The 21303-nt window shown below is 57.4% G+C and carries 21 protein-coding genes and 1 riboswitch; of the genes, 13 read left to right on the top strand and 8 right to left on the bottom strand.

The window, feature by feature from the left end:
- Nucleotides 1-37 precede the first annotated feature (37 nt).
- Together ACFFIY_RS05025 and ACFFIY_RS05020 are read right to left on the bottom strand one after the other, a co-directional pair.
- The gene (locus ACFFIY_RS05025) at nucleotides 38-586 is read right to left on the bottom strand and encodes a phosphoribosyltransferase family protein (protein WP_354195696.1); all 549 of its coding nucleotides are present in this window, start codon (nucleotides 584-586) and stop codon (nucleotides 38-40) included.
- Between the two features lie 38 nt (nucleotides 587-624).
- Nucleotides 625-1701, bottom strand: a complete 1077-nt coding sequence (locus ACFFIY_RS05020; RefSeq protein ID WP_354195698.1) for an NCS2 family permease — start codon at nucleotides 1699-1701, stop codon at nucleotides 625-627.
- A 72-nt stretch (nucleotides 1702-1773) separates the two neighbouring features.
- A riboswitch (purine riboswitch) is annotated at nucleotides 1774-1874 on the bottom strand.
- Between the two features lie 281 nt (nucleotides 1875-2155).
- On the opposite strand from ACFFIY_RS05020, the gene hemG reads away from it, so the two are divergent.
- The 5 genes from hemG to ACFFIY_RS04995 all read left to right on the top strand — a co-directional run bounded on the left by hemG (nucleotide 2156) and on the right by ACFFIY_RS04995 (nucleotide 9558).
- Nucleotides 2156-3553, top strand: coding sequence for a protoporphyrinogen oxidase (gene hemG / locus ACFFIY_RS05015; protein WP_354195700.1), 1398 nt, complete (start codon nucleotides 2156-2158; stop codon nucleotides 3551-3553).
- A 12-nt stretch (nucleotides 3554-3565) separates the two neighbouring features.
- On the top strand, nucleotides 3566-4519 hold the full coding sequence (locus ACFFIY_RS05010) for a carbohydrate kinase family protein (RefSeq protein ID WP_354195702.1): 954 nt from the start codon (nucleotides 3566-3568) through the stop codon (nucleotides 4517-4519).
- A gap of 221 nt (nucleotides 4520-4740) precedes the next feature.
- A complete protein-coding gene (locus ACFFIY_RS05005) occupies nucleotides 4741-6327 on the top strand; it encodes a DUF7309 domain-containing protein (protein ID WP_354195704.1) in 1587 nt (528 codons plus the stop codon).
- A 78-nt stretch (nucleotides 6328-6405) separates the two neighbouring features.
- Nucleotides 6406-8046, top strand: coding sequence for a plasmid pRiA4b ORF-3 family protein (locus tag ACFFIY_RS05000; protein ID WP_354195706.1), 1641 nt, complete (start codon nucleotides 6406-6408; stop codon nucleotides 8044-8046).
- A gap of 186 nt (nucleotides 8047-8232) precedes the next feature.
- Nucleotides 8233-9558 (top strand): acetamidase/formamidase family protein, encoded by a 1326-nt coding sequence (locus ACFFIY_RS04995; RefSeq protein WP_354195708.1) that lies wholly within the window; start codon nucleotides 8233-8235, stop codon nucleotides 9556-9558.
- An 89-nt stretch (nucleotides 9559-9647) separates the two neighbouring features.
- On the opposite strand, the gene ACFFIY_RS04990 is transcribed toward ACFFIY_RS04995, so the two are convergent.
- Entirely contained in the window at nucleotides 9648-10184 is a 537-nt protein-coding gene (locus ACFFIY_RS04990; RefSeq protein ID WP_354195710.1) for a helix-turn-helix domain-containing protein, read from the bottom strand.
- Between the two features lie 109 nt (nucleotides 10185-10293).
- Between ACFFIY_RS04990 and ACFFIY_RS04985 the strand changes: the two genes are divergently transcribed.
- The 3 genes from ACFFIY_RS04985 (at nucleotide 10294) to ACFFIY_RS04975 (ending at nucleotide 13753) form a co-directional block, all read left to right on the top strand.
- Nucleotides 10294-11622, top strand: coding sequence for an MFS transporter (locus ACFFIY_RS04985; RefSeq protein WP_354195712.1), 1329 nt, complete (start codon nucleotides 10294-10296; stop codon nucleotides 11620-11622).
- A gap of 24 nt (nucleotides 11623-11646) precedes the next feature.
- Entirely contained in the window at nucleotides 11647-12642 is a 996-nt protein-coding gene (locus tag ACFFIY_RS04980) for an ornithine cyclodeaminase family protein (protein ID WP_354195716.1), read from the top strand.
- Nucleotides 12643-12823: 181 nt separating this feature from the next.
- Nucleotides 12824-13753: an NADP-dependent oxidoreductase gene (locus ACFFIY_RS04975; RefSeq protein WP_354195718.1), complete on the top strand. Its 930-nt coding sequence runs from the start codon at nucleotides 12824-12826 to the stop codon at nucleotides 13751-13753.
- Nucleotides 13754-14082: 329 nt separating this feature from the next.
- Here the strand turns inward: ACFFIY_RS04975 and ACFFIY_RS04970 are convergent, their stop codons facing one another.
- The 5 genes from ACFFIY_RS04970 to ACFFIY_RS04950 form a co-directional block, all read right to left on the bottom strand.
- Nucleotides 14083-14805, bottom strand: coding sequence for an amino acid ABC transporter ATP-binding protein (locus ACFFIY_RS04970; protein WP_354195720.1), 723 nt, complete (start codon nucleotides 14803-14805; stop codon nucleotides 14083-14085).
- Entirely contained in the window at nucleotides 14792-15457 is a 666-nt protein-coding gene (locus ACFFIY_RS04965) for an amino acid ABC transporter permease (RefSeq protein ID WP_354195722.1), read from the bottom strand. Before ACFFIY_RS04965 ends, ACFFIY_RS04970 begins: the two co-directional genes overlap by 14 nt.
- Before the next feature lie 93 nt (nucleotides 15458-15550).
- Complete coding sequence (locus tag ACFFIY_RS04960) at nucleotides 15551-16342, bottom strand: ABC transporter substrate-binding protein (RefSeq protein ID WP_354195724.1); 792 nt, start codon at nucleotides 16340-16342, stop codon at nucleotides 15551-15553.
- 142 nt (nucleotides 16343-16484) lie between these two features.
- Nucleotides 16485-17348: a putative RNA methyltransferase gene (locus tag ACFFIY_RS04955; protein WP_354195726.1), complete on the bottom strand. Its 864-nt coding sequence runs from the start codon at nucleotides 17346-17348 to the stop codon at nucleotides 16485-16487.
- 17 nt (nucleotides 17349-17365) lie between these two features.
- Nucleotides 17366-17731, bottom strand: coding sequence for a PH domain-containing protein (locus ACFFIY_RS04950; RefSeq protein WP_354195728.1), 366 nt, complete (start codon nucleotides 17729-17731; stop codon nucleotides 17366-17368).
- Nucleotides 17732-17875: 144 nt separating this feature from the next.
- On the opposite strand from ACFFIY_RS04950, the gene ACFFIY_RS04945 reads away from it, so the two are divergent.
- The 5 genes from ACFFIY_RS04945 (at nucleotide 17876) to ACFFIY_RS04925 (ending at nucleotide 21300) form a co-directional block, all read left to right on the top strand.
- A complete protein-coding gene (locus tag ACFFIY_RS04945; protein ID WP_354195730.1) occupies nucleotides 17876-18946 on the top strand; it encodes an ABC transporter permease in 1071 nt (356 codons plus the stop codon).
- Entirely contained in the window at nucleotides 18943-19692 is a 750-nt protein-coding gene (locus ACFFIY_RS04940) for an ABC transporter ATP-binding protein (protein WP_354195732.1), read from the top strand. Before ACFFIY_RS04945 ends, ACFFIY_RS04940 begins: the two co-directional genes overlap by 4 nt.
- A complete protein-coding gene (locus ACFFIY_RS04935) occupies nucleotides 19682-20128 on the top strand; it encodes a DUF4385 domain-containing protein (protein WP_354195734.1) in 447 nt (148 codons plus the stop codon). Before ACFFIY_RS04940 ends, ACFFIY_RS04935 begins: the two co-directional genes overlap by 11 nt.
- Nucleotides 20129-20204: 76 nt before the next feature.
- A complete protein-coding gene (locus tag ACFFIY_RS04930; protein ID WP_354195736.1) occupies nucleotides 20205-20717 on the top strand; it encodes a DUF3231 family protein in 513 nt (170 codons plus the stop codon).
- Nucleotides 20718-20853: 136 nt separating this feature from the next.
- On the top strand, nucleotides 20854-21300 hold the full coding sequence (locus ACFFIY_RS04925) for a MarR family winged helix-turn-helix transcriptional regulator (protein ID WP_354195738.1): 447 nt from the start codon (nucleotides 20854-20856) through the stop codon (nucleotides 21298-21300).
- Nucleotides 21301-21303 lie beyond the last annotated feature (3 nt).

Raw genomic sequence — 21303 nt, 5'->3', positions numbered from 1 at the left:
CAAGTTTTTGCCGGAGCCGCTTTCGCATTACTTCAACTCAACGATCAATCGGGAACAGGGGGAGCTTTCCAAGAAAGATGAGGTCATTTCGGTCGCCGGCTTCGCCTTCTGCGAGGATGGCGGCACGGCCGACGACTTCTGCACCCGCATCGTTGACGAGTTCTTCGAGTGCCCGGAGGGATTCTCCGGTGCTGACGACATCATCGATCAGGACAACCCGTTTTCCTTTGAGGGCTTCCGCGTCGGGTCCATCGAGGATGAGGGTCTGTTCCGCCTGTGTGGTGATGGAGCGGACCGTCTTCTCCAGCGGCCGTTCCATATAGGCTTTGACGCTTTTGCGTGCCACGATATAACGCGGCATGCCGAGGTTTTTCGCTACTTCATGGACGAATGGGATGCCTTTCGCCTCCGCCGTGACGAGGAAGTCGGCTTCGGGCAGTTTGCCGGCGATGATCGACGCGGCGTCTGTCACGATTTCCGTGTCGCCGAGAATGACGAAACTGGCAATTTTCAGGTTATCGGACACTTGGATAAGGGGAAGTTCGCGGATGACATTCCCGATTTTGAGCAGATACGTTTCTCTCATTGGACTCATTCCTTTCTATCTATCAGGCAGCGATGGGATCAGGCTGCACCGAACAGGCCAAGCAGGAAATCGGTGATGACGCCCGCCAGCATGCCGAAGAACGGATCGGTGAGCGCGGTGACCATCATCGTGACCGCGCCGGTCACTCCTGATCCGGCTCCTTCTCCCGTCAGAGAAGCGATGGCATTTCCGGGCAGCGTGACAAATGCGCCGAGCACGAACAGGAAGCCGGCGATCGATGCACTCGGGACGAACTTTCCGATTTTCGGAAGCAGGCCGGTGACGAGGATGATCGCCATGAGCACCATCATGAGGATGCCGGACAGCACCGCGTGAGGGGCGCTCGCCGTCGCCGAGATGACGATCTCAACCGGCGCGCCGCCAAAGAAGGAAGAAGCCATGTCGGCAAGCGAGGAGATGACGGTGATGGTGTCGACGTTCACATGGGCGCCTGCGATTTCCCCGTTGATCTTCCCGAAGGCAATGTTCGCACCGATGTTCAGGCAGACGAGGGCGAGGGCGCCACGCACCACGGACGGATTGATGATGAGTTTTTGCCGGATGAAGCCTTCTTTGAGCGAAGGAACCGGCTGTGATTTCGTGCCGCCTTTTTTGGCGAACGCATAGGCGATGCTGGAGAGAATGACCGAAACGGTGATGGTATACACGAGATCGGAAGTCGCGATGTAGGTGATGAATGCACTCGCCATCGATACGATGCCGATGAGCCGGTCGGCGCGTGCCATGTTCCAGGCGACCTTCGACAGCATGATGCCGACGCCGGCCATCATGCCGCTTGTGACGACCGGGCCGATCCAGTCGATGATTCCTTCCAGGACGCCGAACAGCCCGATGACGGCGAGTATGGCGGCACCGAAAAAGATCATCGACAGGCGTTCGCGCATATTGCGGCCCATCGTCCCGGCGAGCGTAATCGTCTCCGCCTGGTACGAAATGACCGCCACGTTGCTCGTCGCCGCATTGCCGGCCGCGCCGACGATGAAGGCGAGCGCGGTCGGAATCGAAGCGAAGCCGAACGTCATGGCGAGCAGTCCCTGGGGCAGGGCATTCAGCACACCGCTGAGGGCGGCAAGCAGGTCTTTCCAAATATCCATTATGCACTCCTTTTACCCAAAAGAAAAAAGCACCGCTCCGGCGGGGAGGGCGCATCAGAAACAGCGGCCTCGCAGCCGCATGCATGCACCCATAGTGGCAAAGTTAAGGCTTCGCCGTAGAAACACCCGAACCGGATTATCGGGCCTATATGGGAAGTTATTGATGATGTGTTCAGTTTATCACGCAAAAACCGAACGGTGCAATGAAATAAATGGGTAGTAAGGGCTTTGGTTAGGGGAAGAGGCGAACGGAATTTATATTTCGATTAAAAACATACGTTTAAACATCGGGCGGCGGAAGGTTCCTCATCAGGCAGCGTGAATCGGCGCTGCTGGAAAGACATTGTGGATCGAGGCCCAAACGTTTGCCAAACGTTCAGGTTCTTTCTCGCGCACCGGGCGAAAAACGGTGTACACTGGCATCAGAAGCAAGCGGTCAAAGGAGCGGATTTGTATGAAAAAGATTTTGGTGATCGGCGGAGGCATCACGGGACTGTCGGCGGCACACCGGCTGCAGTGCCTCGCGGAGGAATCGGGAGAACAAATAGGCGTGACGCTGATCGAGTCGGAAGATCGGCTTGGAGGCAAGCTGCGCACCCTTCACGAAGACGGATTCATCATGGAAACGGGGGCAGACTCGATCGTCGCCCGCCACGAGGGGATCCGGACGCTCATCGGGGAGCTCGGCCTTGGGGAACGGGTCGTCCACAACGCGACCGGCATCTCCTATCTTTACTGGGACGGCGAACTGCATGCCATCCCGGCGGACGCCGTGTTCGGCATCCCGATGAGCGAGGAATCGCTCATGAACACGACACTCGTTTCAGAAGAAGGAAAGCGGGCCGCCCTGAAGGATTTTGAGCCTGCTTCACATGACTTCACCCTGGACAGCCCGGTCGGTGCGTTCCTCCGGGCGTTCCTCGGCGATGAACTCGTCGAGCGCCAGATTGCTCCGGTGCTGTCGGGCGTTTACTCCGGTTCGATCGATTCGCTGACGCTCGGCTCGACGCTTCCTTACCTGCTCGAATATAAAAACGAATACGGGAGTATCATCAAAGGACTCGGTGCCAACCGGGCGAAATTCGAATCTCAGGCGAACAAGAAGTTTCTCTCATTCGACGGGGGGCTTTCGGTGCTCGTGGACGCGCTTGAAGAGGCGATGCCGGATGTGGAAGTGATGAAGGGGACCGCTGCGCAACGGCTCCGCAAAACCGGCGGCGGATATGAACTCGACGTCGCCGGCCGGGGCACGCTGCGCGCGGACGCCGTCATTCTGGCGATCCCGGACGGCGCGATCCGGGCGCTGCTCGGGGAGAAGGCGCCGGATGACTTGTTCGGCAAGTTCCAGAACGCGTCGATCCTGACGATGTATCTCGGCTATGACCTGCCGGACTCCGATCTGCCGGCGGACGGGACGGGCTTCATCACAACCGGAAACAGCGGCGTGGTCTGTGATGCCTGCACATGGACGAGCCGCAAATGGGCACACACTTCGCCGGAGGGCCGTCTGCTCGTACGGCTGTTCTACAAAAATTCGAACCCGGCGTTCGGGAAGATCAAGGAAATGGACCGGGAAGCGCTCGTCTCGCTCGCCCGGGCGGATCTTGAAGAAAGTCTCCGCATCCATGCGGAGCCGGCCGCCGTCGAAGTGACGCCGTGGTTCGGCCTGATGCCGAAATACGGCCTGGGACATAGGTCGGCCGTCGAAGAGCTGGAAGAAATGCTCTCGGAGAACTGGCCGGCCGTACGGGCTGCGGGTGCCTCTTTCCACGGAGTCGGTATCGGGCTTTGCATCGAGGACGGCCGCAAACAGGCAAAACACATATTTGACCGGCTGATGCAAGACAGGTAAAGGAGGCAGGAGATGGGCAACGTTCTTTCGGTCGGAGAAGTGCTGATCGACTTTACGCCTTACGGGATTTCGGACAAAGGGGACCCGTTGTTTGAGCAAAATGCGGGCGGCGCGCCGGCGAATGTGGCGGCGATGATCGCGAAGCTCGGCGGGAATGCCGCGCTGGCCGCAAAAGTGGGGGCGGATGCATTCGGCCATTCGCTTATCCGGACGCTGCAAAAAGCCGGAGTGGATGCGTCGGGCATCCGGGTGACGGAGGAGGCCAATACGACGCTCGCCTTCGTTCATCTTGCAGGAGACGGGGACCGGTCGTTCAGTTTTTACCGCAAGCCCGGCGCGGACGCCCTGCTTGAAGAACCGGATATTTCTGATGCGATGATCGCGTCGGCAGACATCGTGCATGCCGGCTCCGTGTCGATGACGAAGGAGCCGGCGTGCGGTGCGACGCTTTCTGCCCTGCGGCGGGCTTCAAAAGCGGGAAAGGTTGTTTCATTTGACCCGAACCTCCGGGAAAGCCTGATTGAAGACGGGGAAAAGCTGCTGCGCGACATCAGGGGCATCCTCCCTTCCGTCACATACCTGAAAGTGGCGGAAGAGGAACTGGCGTGGCTCATGGATGAAGAAGATGAGGAAGCGGCCTGCGCCAGGCTGAAGGAAGAATACGGGGTCCCGGTGATCGTCCTCACGAGGGGCGCCCGGGGCAGTGCGTTTTATTCGGACGGGAGGCTGGCGGAAGTGCCCGGTTTCCAAGTGAAGGCCGTGGACACGACCGGTGCGGGGGATGCGTTTTGGGGTGCGTTCCTTCATCAGGTTGCAGAGTCGGGCTCGGCCGAAAGTGTTTTTGGACCCGGACAACTCACCGGACTGCTCCGGTTCGCCAACGCAGCAGGCGCGCTCGCCGTAACGAAGCGGGGCGGCATCCCGGCTTTGCCGGCAAGGGAAGAGATTGAGAAGCTTGTGAAATAAATGGGTCGGTCTCCTGCGGGGGATCGGCTTTTTGTTATCCATAATTAGGGAGGCAATGCCGATAAGTCCGTTCGCCGGGATGTCATTTTTCAATTTTGGCATCACTTTCTCCTCATTTAGTCCGAAAGAAACAGGGTTTCCAGCCTTCGTTCTTTAGGTCGATTGTCCTATTCGGGCGCCTGTCGATATAATGGGGAAAATGACGGACAGGGGGAGAAAGGATGATCGTCGAGCTGAAGGTGGAGGTGCTGGAGTATTGGCCGCAAACAAGCCGGGTGATCCGGCTGGAGCGGGAGAGGACGTTTGAGGAGCTGCATGAAGTGCTTCAGTTGGCATTTGAGTGGGAAAGCGGGCATCCGTACGAATTCGGCATCTTGAAGGACGACGGGGAAACGGAAAGTCTGGTCATCCGTCCGGAAGATGCCGCCCGGTGGAAGGTCCGGGATTGGCTCTGGGGGGAAGGGGACGCGGCGGTTTACCGGGTGAAGACCGGGACGGGCTGGGAACACAGGATTGAAGTGGCGGGAGTCTGGGATTTCGAACTGAATCGTGTGTATCCGAGTTGCTGCAGCGCGGAGGGGGAGCTGCCGGAAGTGCTGACTGTGCCGCCCGCATTCGTCGAGACCGGCGTGCGGGCCCCTGATGAGTTATCGCTCGACATCAATCAGTCGCTCATTAAGTTCATCGGCATACCGGAACTTGAAGGGCCGGGCTTCTGGGCCGGTTCCTACCGGGAAGACCGGCCGATGGACAGCGAAGAAGAAGCCGTGTTTGAACGGGAATTCACCAGGCTGAGGAAATGGATCCGGCGGGAGACATCCAGGGCGATCAGGCTGATGAAGGAAGTGTACGACAAACGGCCGTGGGAGCTTCTCGACGATAACCAGATTTTTGGAATAGAGCTTGAAGGAAAGCGGGAGCCGCTGTTCGTGCAGGTGCTCGGTTCCGAGGGCGATGACTTCGGGCTTGTCGTCTACAACGGCTGGGACGGATACCGGTTCCTGAGAAGAAAGCAGGCCGGCACCCTGACGAAAGAAGAAGAACTGTACGGAATGACGGGTGTCTATGCCGACTTCAAAAACCGGAAAGAGGTGTTTGCGCCCGAACGGCAGATGTTGCGGGGCCTCGGCTTCACATTCAAGGAAGGCGGCTGGCCGGTTCTGCGTTCCGTCGAACCGGGCTACGTGGAAAATCCGCCGATGCCGATTGAACTCGACTGGCTCCAGCAGGCCCTGAAAGCACTGCTCGCACTGATCAAGCCGGAGGCCGCCCGGTTCAGTTTCCCGCGTCTCGGGGAAGACGAAGGCATGATCATCTTCCGTGCAGTACAGGCGGGGCAGATGGAAGGGGAGCTGATGTCGGAACCGGCGGTACCGCCGGCCCGTGAACCGGGGCTGAGAGTCCACGATTACGAACTCCGGCATGTGAAGGAGTTGCCGAAGAGCGGCCGGATCGTAGAGTTTGACGTCAGTTACTGGCCGTCTCCGGTCCGGGAAAAAAGCTGGCCCCGGATGTATCATCCGCTGGCCGTGTTCGCGGCGGACGCACAGACGGGTGAAGTGATTGCAGCGAATCTGCTTTCCCGGCCGGCACCCGATGTGCTCGCCCAGCCGCTGTTCAACGAACTTCTCATCTGCGGCAAGATGGAAATTCCTGCGGAAGTGCGCGTGAATGAAGCGACCGCACGTCGTATCCGTCCGCTGGCGAAGGAACTCGGTATCCGGTTGACGATCACCGAAGACCTGCCGGCCGTGCAGGCTGCCAAAGAAGCTTACAAAGAAAGTCTGCCGCACCCTGCGCGTCCCTGATCCGGCCCCTCCGGTTGTGCCGGATCCGCCCGGCCGGTACAATGAAACCAACACGAGAGAAGATTTGGGGGCGACGGAATGATCTATGAACTGGAAGTGAAGCTGGACGTTGAGCCGCCGGTGGTCAGAGTGCTGGAAATCGAGCCGGAGAAAACGACTTTTGAAGGGCTACACAATCTGTTGCAGGCGGCGTATGAGTGGGAAAACTCGCACCTGCACGGATTTTTTGTGAAAAAGACGGGCGGCCGGAATTCCTCCGCTCAAATCGGACCGGTCCCGCCAAAAGGATACGAAGATCTGCCGGTCCCGGAAAATGACGAGGCAAAGGAAGGACTTGTCCGCTGGCTGAAACAGCCCGGCGACGAGGCGCTGTACGTATACGATTTCGGAGCCGGCTGGGAGCACCGGATTGAACTGAAGGCGATCAAAAAAGCCGAGGAAGGCAAGCTGTACCCGCGCTGCCTACATGCCGAAGGGATTGCGGCGGATGAGGACAGCTTTCCGCCGCTTTATGACGGGAGCGGCAGCCCCCCGCCGGGAATTCTCGTCTCAGAGGTGAATGAACGGCTCGGTGCAGAAGAAGATGAGACGGACGATCCGGATTTCGACCTTTTACTTGACCGCTTTCTCGGAGAAGAGGAACTGTCCAAAGCAGACATTGACCGGCTGGCGGCGCTTCCGGAAGATCCGGCGGACCGGCTTGGCGGGGACTGGGAGCCGGAATACGTGCGCGGGGTATGGACCGATCTTCTGACCCGGACGAAGGAGACGTTGGCGGACAAGCCGTGGGAGCATCTTCACAGCAACCAGTTGTTTGCGGTGGAAGATCCGATGCTTGAGGAGCCGGTCTTCGTGTCGGTGCTCGGTTCCGGCGGACAGGAGTTTGGCGTCGTCGTTTACTACGGCTGGGAAGGCTATGCGTATTTGTGCAAGATGTTCAACGGTGAACTGACCGATGATGAAACAATGTACGGCATGACCGGCGTGGCGGTGTATTTCGAAGACAGGGGAGACCTTGAGCAAGGGGACTACAAGCTCATCAAAGACCACGGCTTCTCGTTCCGCGGAAAAAAACAATGGCCCGTCTTCCGCAATTTCGAGCCGGGGTATGTGCCCTGGAAGCCGGAGCCGGACGAAGCGGGCCTGCTTGCCAACATCCTCTTGGCCGTCGACGCGGTGGTTCAGATCCAGGAAGCCGGCAATCTGGTTCCGGAATTCGGGGAAGGCGGACAGATGCTGGCCTTCATGGAGACGGACGACGGGGAGATGGCGCCGGAGTACATCGACGTTCCCGGAATGCCGGAACAGCCTGAAATCCCGCTGGTGCTCAATGATGTCGACCTGCAGCGCCTGAAGAAACTGCCGACCGGAATCCAAAGCGTTGAATACGATCTGTTCCGAATGCCGGGGGCCATTCAGGACAAGCCCGATGAACGGCCGTTTTTCCCGCTTGTTTCTCTTTTGGGGGATACGGGCATGGGAATCGCGCTGGGGTATGACATGATTCCTTCCCCGCAGATGGAAATGCTTGCACAGCCTGCGTTTGCCAAAACCATCAGCAAGATGGGCGTCCTTCCGCGGGAGATTCTCCTGACAGAGCCGGTTGCTTCTTATCTGAAGGCGCTCACCGATCAGCTGCCCTTGAAAGTGGTCGTGGCGGACCGGCTGGAGAAGATGGAACAACTGAAGCGGGAAATGCTCAGGATGATGAGACCATGAATTTGAAAAAGCGGAGCGGCGTGCACTGGCACCCGCTCCGCTTTCGTTATTCGTGTCAACCGGGATCACCGTGGTTCTGAGAAAAGGAGAGAAAAACCGTTGTGTAAAGTGAGTTTTTAAGAGAAAGGAGGAGGAACATGATATGATGGAAGGAGTAGTCTGACAATTTGAAAGGGGAGAAGGAGATTGGTCCAGGAAGCTAGGAAAGTCAGCGAAGCGAAGGAACTGCTCTTGGTCAATGAGTTCATCGACGGGGTGCTCGATCCCGAAAAGCCGATGCTCGGTCCGCTGAAAGACGGGGGCCATATTGTCGCGCATACCGCGCCGGGCTGCTGGGGGCCCATGATCACTCCGTGCATAAAAGGCGGACATGAAGTGACGAAGCCGGTATGGGTGGAGGGGGCGGAAGTCGGAGATGCCCTCGTCATCGAGATCAAATCGATCGAAGTGACCTCCCGCGCAACCGCGTCCGGAAACGATCGGCCGGTCGAGGGCCGGTTCCTCGGAGATCCGTTCGTCGCCGTGAAATGCCCGGGCTGCGGGACGCTTTATCCGCAGACGGTCATTGAAGGGATCGGCCAGGAAGCGATCCGGTGCGCCGAGTGCAGGGAAAATGTGACGCCGTTCGAGTTCACCAACGGTTATACGATGGTCTTTGACGAAGGCGGAGAAGTTGGTGTGACCCTGACAAAGGAATCTGCAGAGGAAGTGGCAAGGAGCGGCCGCGAGTATATGAATACGCCGGAAAACTCGGTCCAGAACCCGGTCGTCACATTCGCTCCGCATGATCTGGTCGGCGTCATTGCAAGAACGAGGCCGTTCCTCGGGCAGCTTGGGACGACGCCGTCCAGACCGACGCCGGATTCCCACAATGCGGGCGATTTCGGTTCATTCCTCGTCGGGGCGCCGCACGAATACGCCTGCACGGACGAGGAACTGGAAACACACCGGACAGACGGCCATATGGACATCAACCGGGTGCGCGCCGGGGCGGTGCTCGTCTGCCCGGTGAAAGTGCCGGGCGGCGGCGTTTATCTCGGAGACATGCATGCCATGCAGGGGGACGGCGAGATAGCCGGGCACACAACGGATGTTGCGGGAATCGTCCATCTCCGGGTCCATGTCCTGAAAAAAGCGGGCCTGGCCGGGCCGGTGCTGTTCCCGAACGCCGAGGACCTGCCTTACACCGCGAAGCCGATCACCGCTGCGGAACGGATTGTCGCGGAGAAAGTCGCTGCCCGCTGGAAGGTCCCGCGGCTGGAAGAGTCGCTGCCGGTCTCATTTGTCGGCACCGGCCCGACGCTGAACGACGCGACCGGCAACGGCATGCAGCGTGCGGCGGACGCATTCGGCGTGACGGTCGAGGAGATCATGAACCGCGCCACGATCACCGGGGCGATTGAAATCGGCCGCCATCCGGGCGTGGTCACGGTCACCTTCCTGGCACCGGTGGAGTATTTGAAGAAGGCCGGGCTGGATGAGCCTGCGGCAAAGCAGTACCGGAAAGACTGACAAGCCCACCGCTAAAGCAATGGGCTTCCGGCTCGGGTCATTCTGTGAACATAAGAGCGGGGCGGATGCACAAGCGATCCGCCCCGTTTTCAAGTCCCCGTGTCCGAGCTCACGCAGAGGAACGTCACATCGGATTCTCCCCGGTTGTACCAGTAATGAGGCGTTCCGGCATCGTAGAACAGGGACTCGCCCGGCTTCAGCTCATGCAGCCCGCCTTCCGCTTCCAAAGTGAGACATCCTTCCAGTACATACACGAACTCCTGGCCCGCATGGGTGATCGGCTGACCGCCGTTTTCACCCGGCTTCAGCTTGACTCGCATCGGCATGAAGTCGGGGGCAGCACGTCCGCGCGCCAGGTTTTGATAATAAATCCCGTACGATTCGATCCGCTCATACATAAAAGAGCCGTTTTCCCCCGGGGTCTGCTCTTCATCGAAAAAGTGACCGGGACTGACGCGCAGGGCGACGGCGATCTTCTTTAGTGATTCGAGCGTGGCGGAAGAGACGCCGCGCTCCAGCTGGGAAAGGAAGCTGATGGAGAAGCCGGTGGCTCCGGCCACTTCTTTCAGCGTCATCTTCCGTTGTTTCCGGATGGCCTTGATCTGTTCTCCAAGTTTTTGCGTCATTTTACATTCTTCCTTTGAATTCAGTTGACAGAATATTGATCCTAGTATTAAGATGATAGCATAATTGAAGTGTCACTTCAATTCATGTTGGGGATTGGGGGAAATCCAAATGGAAAAGAAAGATATGAGGCGCGTGCTCATCGCCAGCCTCGTCGGCAGTTCGATCGAGTGGTTCGACTATTTCCTGTACGGAACCGTCGCGGCACTTGTGTTCAATACGATGTTCTTTGTGGCGGATGACCCGTCGATCGGGCTCATCCTGGCTTATGCGTCGTTTGCGCTGTCGTTCTTCATCCGGCCGCTCGGCGGAGTGATCTTCAGCCATATCGGCGACCGGATCGGCCGGAAGAAGACGCTTGTCCTGACGCTCAGTTTGATGGGGATCGCCACATTCGGCATGGGGCTCCTGCCGACTTATTACGCAATCGGCATCTGGGCGCCGATCCTGCTCATCACCCTACGGCTCATCCAGGGACTCGGGATCGGCGGAGAATGGGGCGGTGCAATGCTGCTCGCCGTGGAATACGCACCGCCTGAAAAGCGCGGTTTCTTCGGTTCCGTTCCCCAGATGGGGGTCACCATCGGAATGGTGCTCGGAACGCTCGCACTGTCCATCATGACGCTCCTTCCTGAAGCCGCTTTCATGAGCTGGGGCTGGCGCGTGCCGTTCCTGCTGAGTGCGCTGCTCGTCCTGTTCGGCCTCTGGATCCGAAAAGGGATCGAAGAAACGCCTTCGTTCAAGGAAGTGCAGGCAAAAGGCACCATCCCGAAAGTGCCGGTCGTCGACACGTTCAAGTATCACTGGCGCGAAGTGCTCATCGCTGTCGGGGCAAAAGTCGTCGAGACGGCGCCATTCTACATTTTCGGAACGTTCGTCGTTTCATACGCTACGACGAACGTCGGCCATTCAAGCAATGAAGTGCTCATGGCGGTCATGATTGCCACGATCATCACGACGATCCTGATCCCGATCATGGGCCGGCTGTCGGACAAAGTCGGCCGCAAGCCGCTGTATGTGTACGGGGCGATCGCGATGGCGCTGTATGCGTTCCCGTATTTCTGGATGCTCCACCAGGGGTCCAATCTCATGATGTTCGTCGCGACGATCATCGGGCTCGGCATCATCTGGGCGCCGATTACGGCGGTCCTCGGGACGATGTTCTCGGAGATCTTCTCGGCGGAAGTCCGCTACACGGGCATTTCGCTCGGCTATCAGATCGGTGCGGCGCTTGCCGGCGGAACCGCTCCGCTCATCGCGGCCTCGCTGCTGCTGAAGTTCAATAATTCCTATGTACCGGTCGCGCTTTACATCATCTTCACGGCCGTCGTGTCGCTGATCGCCATCTGGGCGGTGCGCGACCGCCGCGATCAGCACCTGGACGAGCCGGCAATGGAAGAAAACACCCCAGCACCGGTCCGTCAGAAGGAGTTCGTGTAAACTCAGAAAAAGGTGGTTTTTGGATTGATTACGATGAATGAGGAACAGATTATGGACCTGTACGGCATGGACGATGCCATCCGCGACGTGGCGGGGGTGCTTGATTCGCTTGCAGCGGGAAAGGTGGAAAACCCGGTCCGGACGGTAATCGAGTTTCCGGACCGGAGCGCCTCGGTCCTTTACATGCCGTGCGCCGATCTCGCGGACGGGATTGCGACGAATAAAACCGTCACGATCTTCCCGGAAAATCCGCAGTCGAATGGCCTCCCGACAACACAGGGCGTTGTGCTCGTGACCGACGCGACCGACGGGCGGCACCTGGCCATGCTGAACGCCTCTTATCTGACGCGTCTGCGGACAGGCGCGATGAGCGGACTCGCGACGGACCGGCTGGCGGGAAAAGATGCGTCCGTCCTTTGCGTGATCGGCACCGGGGGCATGGCGTATGAGCAGGTGCTCGGCGTGCTGGCCGTGCGGGAGATCCGGGAAATCCTCCTCGTCAATCCGACCGAATCGAAGGCGCAGGCGTTCGGCGAGCGGCTGCGGAATGAAGGCCGGATTGGAGAAGAAGTGAAGATGGAGATCATCCGGGATGTCGATGAAGCAGTGAAGCGGGCCGATATCATCAACTGCGCCACCCGCTCGGAAACACCGGTGTTTGACGGGGCGGCCGTCCAACCGGGCACTCATGTGAACGGGGTCGGCTCCTATCTTCCGCATATGCGCGAAGTGGATGTTGAGTTTATCTCCCGCTGTTCGAAGATCGTGGCAGACGACCGGCACGGCGTCATGGAGGAGGCCGGCGAGCTCATCCACGCGGACCGCGAAACCGGCTGGTCGTTCGACGACCTTCACGGAGAACTCGTCCATCTGGTGACCGGGAAAGTTCCGGGCCGGGAACGCAAAGAGGAAATCACGTTCTTCAAGTGTGTCGGTGCCGCCTACTATGACCTCGCCGTCGCAAAAGGTGTGTACCGGAAGGCGGAAAAAGAACATCGGGGCATGAGAGCAGACGTATGATGGAAGAGAAGGGGATGTATGCGGTCACGCGGCATTCCCTTTTTTGGACATCCGGAGAGCGATCCGCCCGCAGGGGAAAAAGACGGACACAGAAAGCAATTTGCCGCATCCGGGATCGGAACGCGACTCACTCGCAGCCCGATCATTCACTGCACATGCATTCAATAAAGGAGAGCTTTACATGAGAAACATGAAAGCGTTCGTAAAGGAAAGCGACCGGCCGGACGATCTCCGGTTTGCGGAAATGCCGATTCCGGAACCGGGGGAGCATGAATTGCTCGTCCGGGTGAAGGCGGTCGGCGTCGGGATCCACGATGGCTACTTCCTTCCTCGGGACATGCACTATCCGTACCCGATCGGGATTGAAGCGGCGGGCGTCGTTGAACGGGCGGGCGACGGGGTGAGTGCCTTCCGTGCCGGAGAGCGGATCGCCTTTGTGAGCATGATGCAGCCAAAAGGCGGAACGTGGGCGGAGTATGCGGTGGTTTCGGAGGACTCGCTCATTTTGAGGATCCCGGAACGGATGTCGTTTGAAGAGGCGGCGGCAGTTCCGGTCGCCGGCAATACCGTGCTCAAAGCGCTCGGCCCCCTGCAACTGAGAGCAGGTCTGGCACTGTTCATCGCAGGTGCATCAGGCGCAATCGGGACGTTGGCCATCCAGCTCGCCAAGAAGGAAGGCTGCCGGGTGGCCGGTTCCGCTTCTGCAAAAAATCATGCCTACATGAAATCGCTGGGAGCGGACTTCACGGTGGATTACCGGGATCCCGGATGGCAACGGCAGATCATCGGATGGAGTGCAGGCGGAGCGGATGCGGCGCTGGCGATCCAGCCGGGGACCGCAAACGACTGTCTGCCGGTCGTGAGGGACGGAGGACGGATCGTTCCGGTGTCGGGTGATCAGGTTCCGTCCGCCGGCGGGGTCAGAGTGGTCCCGTTTCCGTATCAGGCAGATGTCCGCAGCCGACTGTCGGACATGATGGACGACATTGCCGAAGGCCGTCTGCATTTGGAGATTGAACAGATCTACCCGTTCGCAGAGGGCTTGGAGGCACTCAGGAAAACACAGACCCGGCATGCGCGAGGGAAACTTGTGTTGACCATGGAACCGTGATGGAAAAGGGCTGTCCGAAAAGCCAGTTCCACAGCAGAAAAAGCAAAAAGCAAGGACTCTGGTCGCTTTCCGCAGGCCAGTCGCCGAGCCTCCTCCGGCTTATAGCCGTGCGGGGCAAGCTCCATGCGCCAGCCCCTCGGGTCATAAGCCATTGCGCGCCGCGGAGCAGGCTCCGTTTTGCGCCCTGTCTTATGCCTGTCGGGGCTAAGCAGGCGCATTGCGCTCTTCTGGAGTCTCGGACAACCGGCTATCCTGCAGGAGTTTCCCGGCGTCCTTGCTTTTTGCTGTCTTACGGGGCCGTTCAGCACCTCTTGGACAGCCCTTTTCGTTCATAATACTTTCTGCAGAAAATCCTTGGCCCTTCCGGTTTTCGGATGAGAGAAAAACGTTTCCGGCGGACCTTCTTCAATCAGTGCACCCTGATCCAGGAAAAGCACCCGGTCGGCGACCTCCCGTGCGAATCCCATTTCATGGGTGACGACAATCATCGTCATGCCGCTTTTGGCAAGATCTTTCATGACGTCGAGCACTTCCTTGACCATCTCGGGATCAAGCGCCGATGTCGGCTCATCAAACAGCATCAGCCTCGGCTCCATGGCAAGTGCCCGTGCAATTGCGACACGCTGTTTCTGGCCGCCGGACAGACTTGACGGATAAGCGCCGGCCTTGTCGCTGAGGCCGACGCGACTCAGCAATCCGAGCGCCTTTTCTTCGGCAGCCGCTTTGGACAGTCTTTTCACTTTCACCGGAGCGTACGTCAGGTTACCGAGCACGGTGAGGTGGGGGAACAAGTGAAAGTGCTGGAACACCATGCCGATTTCCTGCCTGGCGGCGCGGACATCGGCCTTTGGGGACGTCAGCTCGGTGCCGTTGATTTGAACGGTTCCGCCGGTCGGCGTTTCCAGCAGATTGAGGCAGCGGAGAAAAGTCGATTTGCCGGAACCGGAAGGGCCGATGACGGCGACCACTTCGCCGGACGCCACATCCGTTGCAATTCCCTTCAGCACCTCAAGTTCACCAAAAGATTTTCTGAGTCCTTCAACGTGTATCACTGGCGTTCATCCTCCTTTCAATCTGGCGTCCGATGAGCGTGAGGATCATGACGAGGATCCAGTAGATCAATCCGACGAACAGGAGCGGTTCAAACTGGCGGTACATGCTGGCACCGACCACCTGCGCCCTGCGCATGAGGTCCAGGTAGCCGATCGTTGAGACGAGGGCCGATTCTTTTGTCAGGGTGATCACTTCATTCATAAGGGCGGGCAGGATGTTTTTGAATGCCTGCGGGAGAATGATGTCTTTCATCATGGAGCGGTACGGAATGCCGAGTGCCTGGGCGGCCTCCACCTGTCCTTTGTCGACCGCCTGGATGCCGGCCCGGATAATCTCTGAAATATAGGCGGCCGAGTTCAGGCCAAACGCCGTGATCGCCGACAGAAATGGCGTGATGTCATATCCGGTCAGCTGCGGAACGGCAAAGTAAATCAGCATGAGCTGCAGGATCAGCGGCGTTCCCCTGAAGATCGACGTATACGTGACGGCGAATATTCGCAGTGGTGCGGGTCCGCTGATTTTGAACAGGGCGAGCAGCGTGCCGAGGAGCGCACCGACAAGAAGCGCGACAAACACGAATTTCAGTGTCACCCAAATGCCTTGAAGCATGTAGGGGATATAAGGAGTCATTTGAGAAAAATCAAGATTCATGGGTGGCTTCACTCATTTCCTTCGTTCCGGTCAACGGAACTTGATCAACGCAAAAGGGGTTGCCGGATGACGGGCAACCCCCTTCCGAATCGGTTACTCCTGGTCGGAAAGCCATTTGTCCTTCAATTCCTGTAGTGTCCCGTCTTTTTCCATTTCGGCGAGTACTTTGTTCACGTCCTCCACGAGATCGCCGCCTTTCGGGAAAGCGATCGCCATGCCGGGGGAGCTTGTGGTCGGATCGTCAAAACCGCCGAGATCCTGTTCTTTCACATGCCCCACGGCTACGGACTTGTCCATGTAGGCAGCATCGATCCGGCCGGTTTTCAGTTCCTGGATGAGCATGACGGAGTTGTCGAGCGATTTCACTTCAAAGTCCAGGCCTTCGTTTTCTTTCAGCCGCTTGGCACCGTCTTCCTGAATGGTGCCGAGCTGGACACCGACCGTTTTCCCGTTCAGGTCCTCGATGGATTGGATGTCCGAATCCTTTTCAGTGACGAAAAACTCGCCGGATCGGTTGTATTCAGTTGAAAAGTCCACACTCTTTTTCCGTTCATCTGTCGCACTCATGCCGGAGAGCACCATGTCCACACGGCCGGTCTGAAGGGCGCCGATCAGTCCGTCAAACTTCATATCACTGATCTCCAGCTTGTAGCCGAGTTCCTCGGCGACATGCTTGGCAAGGTCGATGTCAAACCCGATTTCTTCCCCTTTCTCATTGCGGGATTCAAACGGGGGAAAGTCTGCGGAGGTGCCCATTTTCAGTACTTTTGAATCGCCCGAAGACGGAGAACCGCCTTCTGCACCTCCGCCTGATCCGCAGGCGGCGAGCAGCAAGGCCAATGAAGCGAGAGACGCAAAAACCAACAGCTTTGATTTTTTGATCATGTATAAACCCTCCGATTTTATGTATATTTATTCGAGTTAATTTATTATAATCCGCTCTTTTGATGAAGTAAAGCTATTTTTTGAGAAATTAAAAAAGCATCCGGTTTCCTTTGTTTTGGAATCCGGATGCCCTTGTTCAGTTTTATTTCGCCGTGCCGATCAATATATCAAGTTCGACGGTGATGGCCGGCAGTTCACGGCCGAGAAAGAGTTCCACCTTGTTCCGGTCATTTGTCCAGCCGAGCGGAGTCATTTGAATGAGGTCATTCAGCATTGCCCTCTCCAACTTCGCTTCATGGCGGATCGGGATCTTTTTCACGCAGTGAAAGTTACGGCCGAACAAAGAAACTGTCTGCTCGTTTGAATACTCGGACCGCTCATCATCTCCGTGGACCGCTTCGCGGATTTCCTTCAGATAGCCGGTTGCGGGGATCACTTTGATGAGTTTGCCTCCCGGCCTGAGCATCCGCTTGAACTCGGAATAATTGGAGGGCGAGAGGATGTTGAGGATCACATCGGTCTTTCCGCCTGCAAACGGGGACGCGGCAAGATCCCCGACCACCCAGGCTATGTCTTCATAGTCCCGGGCCGCCAGCCGGACACCTTCCTTTGCAATGTCCAATCCGACGCCTTTCAGACCGGTCCCGGCCAGACGGAGCACCTGGTCCAGGTGGGAACCCTCGCCGGATCCCAGATCGGCGATCACGCAATCCCCTTCTCCGGATGGGGCCGGCAACTCTTCGGCGAGGACCCGGTGGAGGGGGGCGTACATGCCGGATCCGGTGATGATCCGCCGCCGGGCCTCAAACAGTTCTTTTGAATAGACGGCAGCCGGAGAGCGGGACAGCATATTGACATACCCCTGTTTGGCGATGTCGAATGAATGATGTTCGGTGCAGATGAGTGCCGGCCGGCCGTCGACCGAAACCGGACTCCCGCAGATGGGACAGCGGAGTGAGTCTGCGATTTCCGAGAGGCGCAGGGCCCCGCGGGTTTGCTTGTTCATCGGAACACTCCTTTTGATCAGAGGATGGCATTGGCGATGATCTTGTCCAGTTTGCGGACGTCCACGCCGCGGCCGAAATTGATCTTCATCTGTCCGGCCCGCGTCCACAGTTCAATCTCCGAATTGAGGTCGAGGCGGCCGGCATTTTCCGTGGAATACATGTTGATTGAATTGAACGGGATGGTGTAGACTTCGACTTTTTTGCCGGTGATGCCTTGCTTGTCCGCGATGATGAACCGCTTGTTTGTCACGACGGCCACATCCCGGACGGTTTTGTAGGCAACTTGCGCTTCCTCGCCCTCGATGAGCAATTCCCTGATGTCATCCGGTACGGGCACTTCCTGCGAAAACGTCCAGGCAAGCATTCCTTGAAGATCTGCCATGTCAATCTCCCCTCTCGTTTGGTTGGTTTCATTATTTCATATCAGGCAAGTTCTGTCTTGAAACATTTCTGCAACATCCCGGATTCAACCGGGACTCGATTGGGGTATGAAGAAAAGAGGTTCATTGAAGAGGAGAGTGGGGCCATGTTTCTCGCGTGGCGGGAGATCAAGCAGAACAAGTTGAGGTTCGCCCTCATAACGGCAGTGTTGATGCTCGTGTCATTTCTCGTGTTTTTCCTTTCGGGTTTGGCGAGCGGCCTTGCAGGGCTCAACCGGGAAGCGGTGGACAAGTGGGATGCAGACAGTATTTATCTGACCGAGGAATCGGACAAGAGCCTGATCCAGTCCATGATGACGGCCGAAAAGGCGGATGAGGTGAAAGGGGATAAAACGGCCGTTCTTGCGGAGTTGAATTTGATCGCAGACAACGGCGAGGCAAAGAACGGAGTGGCCTTGTTTGGAATCCGGCCGGATGAGTTCATCATGCCGAAGGTGACGGAAGGAAAGCCGTTCCAGGACGAGTTTGAAGTGGTGGCTTCCGATTACCTGAAAGATGAAGGGTTTTCTGTCGGGGACGAACTGTCCCTCTCTTCCACAGACGAAAAATTGACCATCACCGGCTTTACAGACTCAGCAAGATTCAATGCCGCTCCGGTGCTTTACATGGATTTGGGGGACTTTCAGAAAGTCCGGTTCGGCCCGGCCGCCGATCAGATGGGGGAGGGAGAGGAAGCCGTCAATGCGATCGTCGTGAAAGGCGGTTCCGGTGAAACGGTTCCGGATGAGCTGGAACGGATCGACTCCGAAACATTCATCGAAAACCTGCCCGGCTACACGGAGCAGAGCCTGACGCTGACGCTCATGATCTACTTCCTGTTCGTCATTTCGGCTGCGGTTGTCGCGATTTTCCTGTATGTGCTCACCGTGCAGAAAATCGGCATGTTCGGCGTCATGAAGGCGCAGGGCATTTCAAGCGGTTATCTCGCCTGGTCCGTCATCGCCCAGACGTTCATCCTGGCCGTGATCGGCGTCCTGATCGGCTTTGTCCTCACGGTCGGCACCGGGCAGTTTTTGCCGAATGCCGTTCCGGTGACATTTGATTACGGCATGATGGCGATCTACGGAGCGGTGCTCGTGGCGGTCGCCGTGCTCGGGGCGCTCGTGTCGGTCTGGACGATTGTGAAAATTGATCCGCTGGAGGCGATTTCGGGATGACGGAGCATGTATTGCAGTTGAATGAAGTGACAAAGACGTTCGGCTCCGGCCGGACGGAAGTGCAAGCCTTGAAGGAAACAACGCTTGAAGTCGCGCGGGGGGAAGTGATCGCGATCATCGGACCGTCGGGCTCCGGAAAGTCCACATTGCTGACAATCGCTGGGGGACTGCAGACGCCGACCGCCGGGGACGTCCGGATCGCGGGAGAACGCATTACGGATCTGAATGAAAAAAAGCGGTCACGCGTGCGTCTTGAGCATGTCGGGTTCATCCTCCAGGCGTCGAACCTTGTTCCGTTCCTGACGGTTTCCGAACAGCTGCGTCTGCTGGATAAAGTCAAGAAAGGCAATATGTCACCGGACGAACGGGACGGCCTGCTGGAGGAACTCGGGATTGAGGAACTCGTGAAAAAATATCCGGGCGATTTGTCCGGCGGCGAAAGACAGCGGGTCGCCATTGCAAAGTCGCTGTACAGCAACCCGTCGCTCCTGTTGGCCGATGAGCCAACCGCGTCGCTTGATTCCGACCGGGCGTTTGAAGTGATGGGTTTGCTGAAAAGTGCCGCGGTGAAGAAAGATGCCGCCACGATCGTCGTCACACATGACACACGGCTGACCGATTACGTGGATAAAGTGTATAAAATGGTCGACGGAGAACTCCGGCTCCAGGAAAAACGGAAGGCAGAGCGCTTGCCGGACGAGCGGACGGATTTTCTGGAGCCGGAAGGAGACCGGAATGGCGTTTGACTATGGGCTTGACTTTGATTCGATCGATTTCCGTGAGCGTCCCGATTTGTACCGGGTCGGACGGGGCGAGCAGGGCGTCCTGCTCGTGGAGCCGTATAAAAGCGAGATTTTGCCGAACTGGCGGTTCCGGACGCCCGACATTGCGCGGGAATCAGCGGAAACGATTTACGGTCAGTTTGAGAATTACCGGCAGGCGGATGATTTCGTCGGCATGGATATGGCACGAAAATTCATCCAGATGGGGTACACGCGCGCCCGCCGATATGCCAATCATCAAGGCGGACGGAAATACCGGGAAGACGGCAGCGAATACGAACGAATCGAAGACCCGGAAAAATCGGAATCGGCGACGGTTTTCAAGGAGTACTGGGACAGGATCCGAAAGGACGACGACTACCTGCAAAGGAAGCGCGAGCACCAGAAGAAATATGGCTGACAGATTTTTGGTATAAAGCCCGCAATGTCTCCGCATACTGTTTCTGACCAAGAAGTCAGGAATGGAGGAAACAAAGATGGGCGTTATGAATGGAAACCCGAAAAATGAGCCGCTGCATTACGGTGAGGTTGTCGGGATCTGGGGATATGTGGCGGCAAACAATGGCCTGATCAGTATGTACGAGGCTTTTGCCAACCATGCAGGCGACAAAGAGCTGATCGCCATTATTGAAGACCAGATCAAGATGATGAAATCGGAAAACACGACAGTCGAGAAAATACTCAAGGAAAATGGGATCACCCTCCCTCCGTCGCTTCCTTCGCGCGGAAAAGCATCAGCAGAGGAAATTCCGGCGGGTGCCCGCTTTATGGATCCGGAAATTGCTGCGGTGCTTGGCGTCAATGCCGGCCAGGGCCTTGTCTCCTGCAGCCAGGTTTTGGGCCAATGCACTCGGGAAGACGTCGCCATGCACTTCATGAAGTTCCATCATGACCGTGCAACTGCAGGCGGTCGCTTGATGCGTCTGGCAAAAGAAAAAGGATGGCTGATCACTCCTCCGCTTCACCATCATAACAAGCAGGAAAATTGAACAATCGGCGCTCCGCACTCATGCGGGGTGCCGATTTTTGGGTTAATGCAGCAAAGGCTTCCCCTCCCGGTCCAAAACGTTGACAACTAATAGTCCACCCCCTAAACTAGTTTAATAGTTGAGGGGGTGGACTAAGTTGTTGGAAAAGCTAAAAGAAGCCATCGGCCTGTTTGAGGAAGTGATGATCTTCGGTGCCGAGCACGTTCTTCGTTCTGTGGATGTGGAGATTTGGCAGGAATATTCACCCGAGCAGATCCAGGCGTTGAAGATTTTGTCAGCATCCGGGCCGATGTCGAATGGACAATTGGCAACTGTACAGGGCGTACATAAAAGTGCAGTGTCTTCCCGTTTGAAAAAGCTGGAGGAGAAGGGGCTCGTCAGTTCGGTGAAAGACCCTGGGGATCAGCGGGCGAAACTGATCGCCGTCACCGATGCGGGCATTGAGCTTCTCCGGAGATCCGATGCGGCCATCTATGAAAGTGTGGAAGGCTTGTTCGCCGATGAAATAACGGAGGAAGAACTGGATGCCTTTATCCACACGTTCCGAAAACTGAAGGATATCTTGAGATTCAAGGAGTTGTAAGCA

Source organism: Bhargavaea ullalensis (assembly GCF_042432615.1).
Classification (GTDB): Bacteria; Bacillota; Bacilli; order Bacillales_A; family Planococcaceae; genus Bhargavaea; species Bhargavaea ullalensis.
Note: the sequence above shows the minus strand (reverse complement) of the source record. Positions and strands in the feature narration are given on the sequence as shown.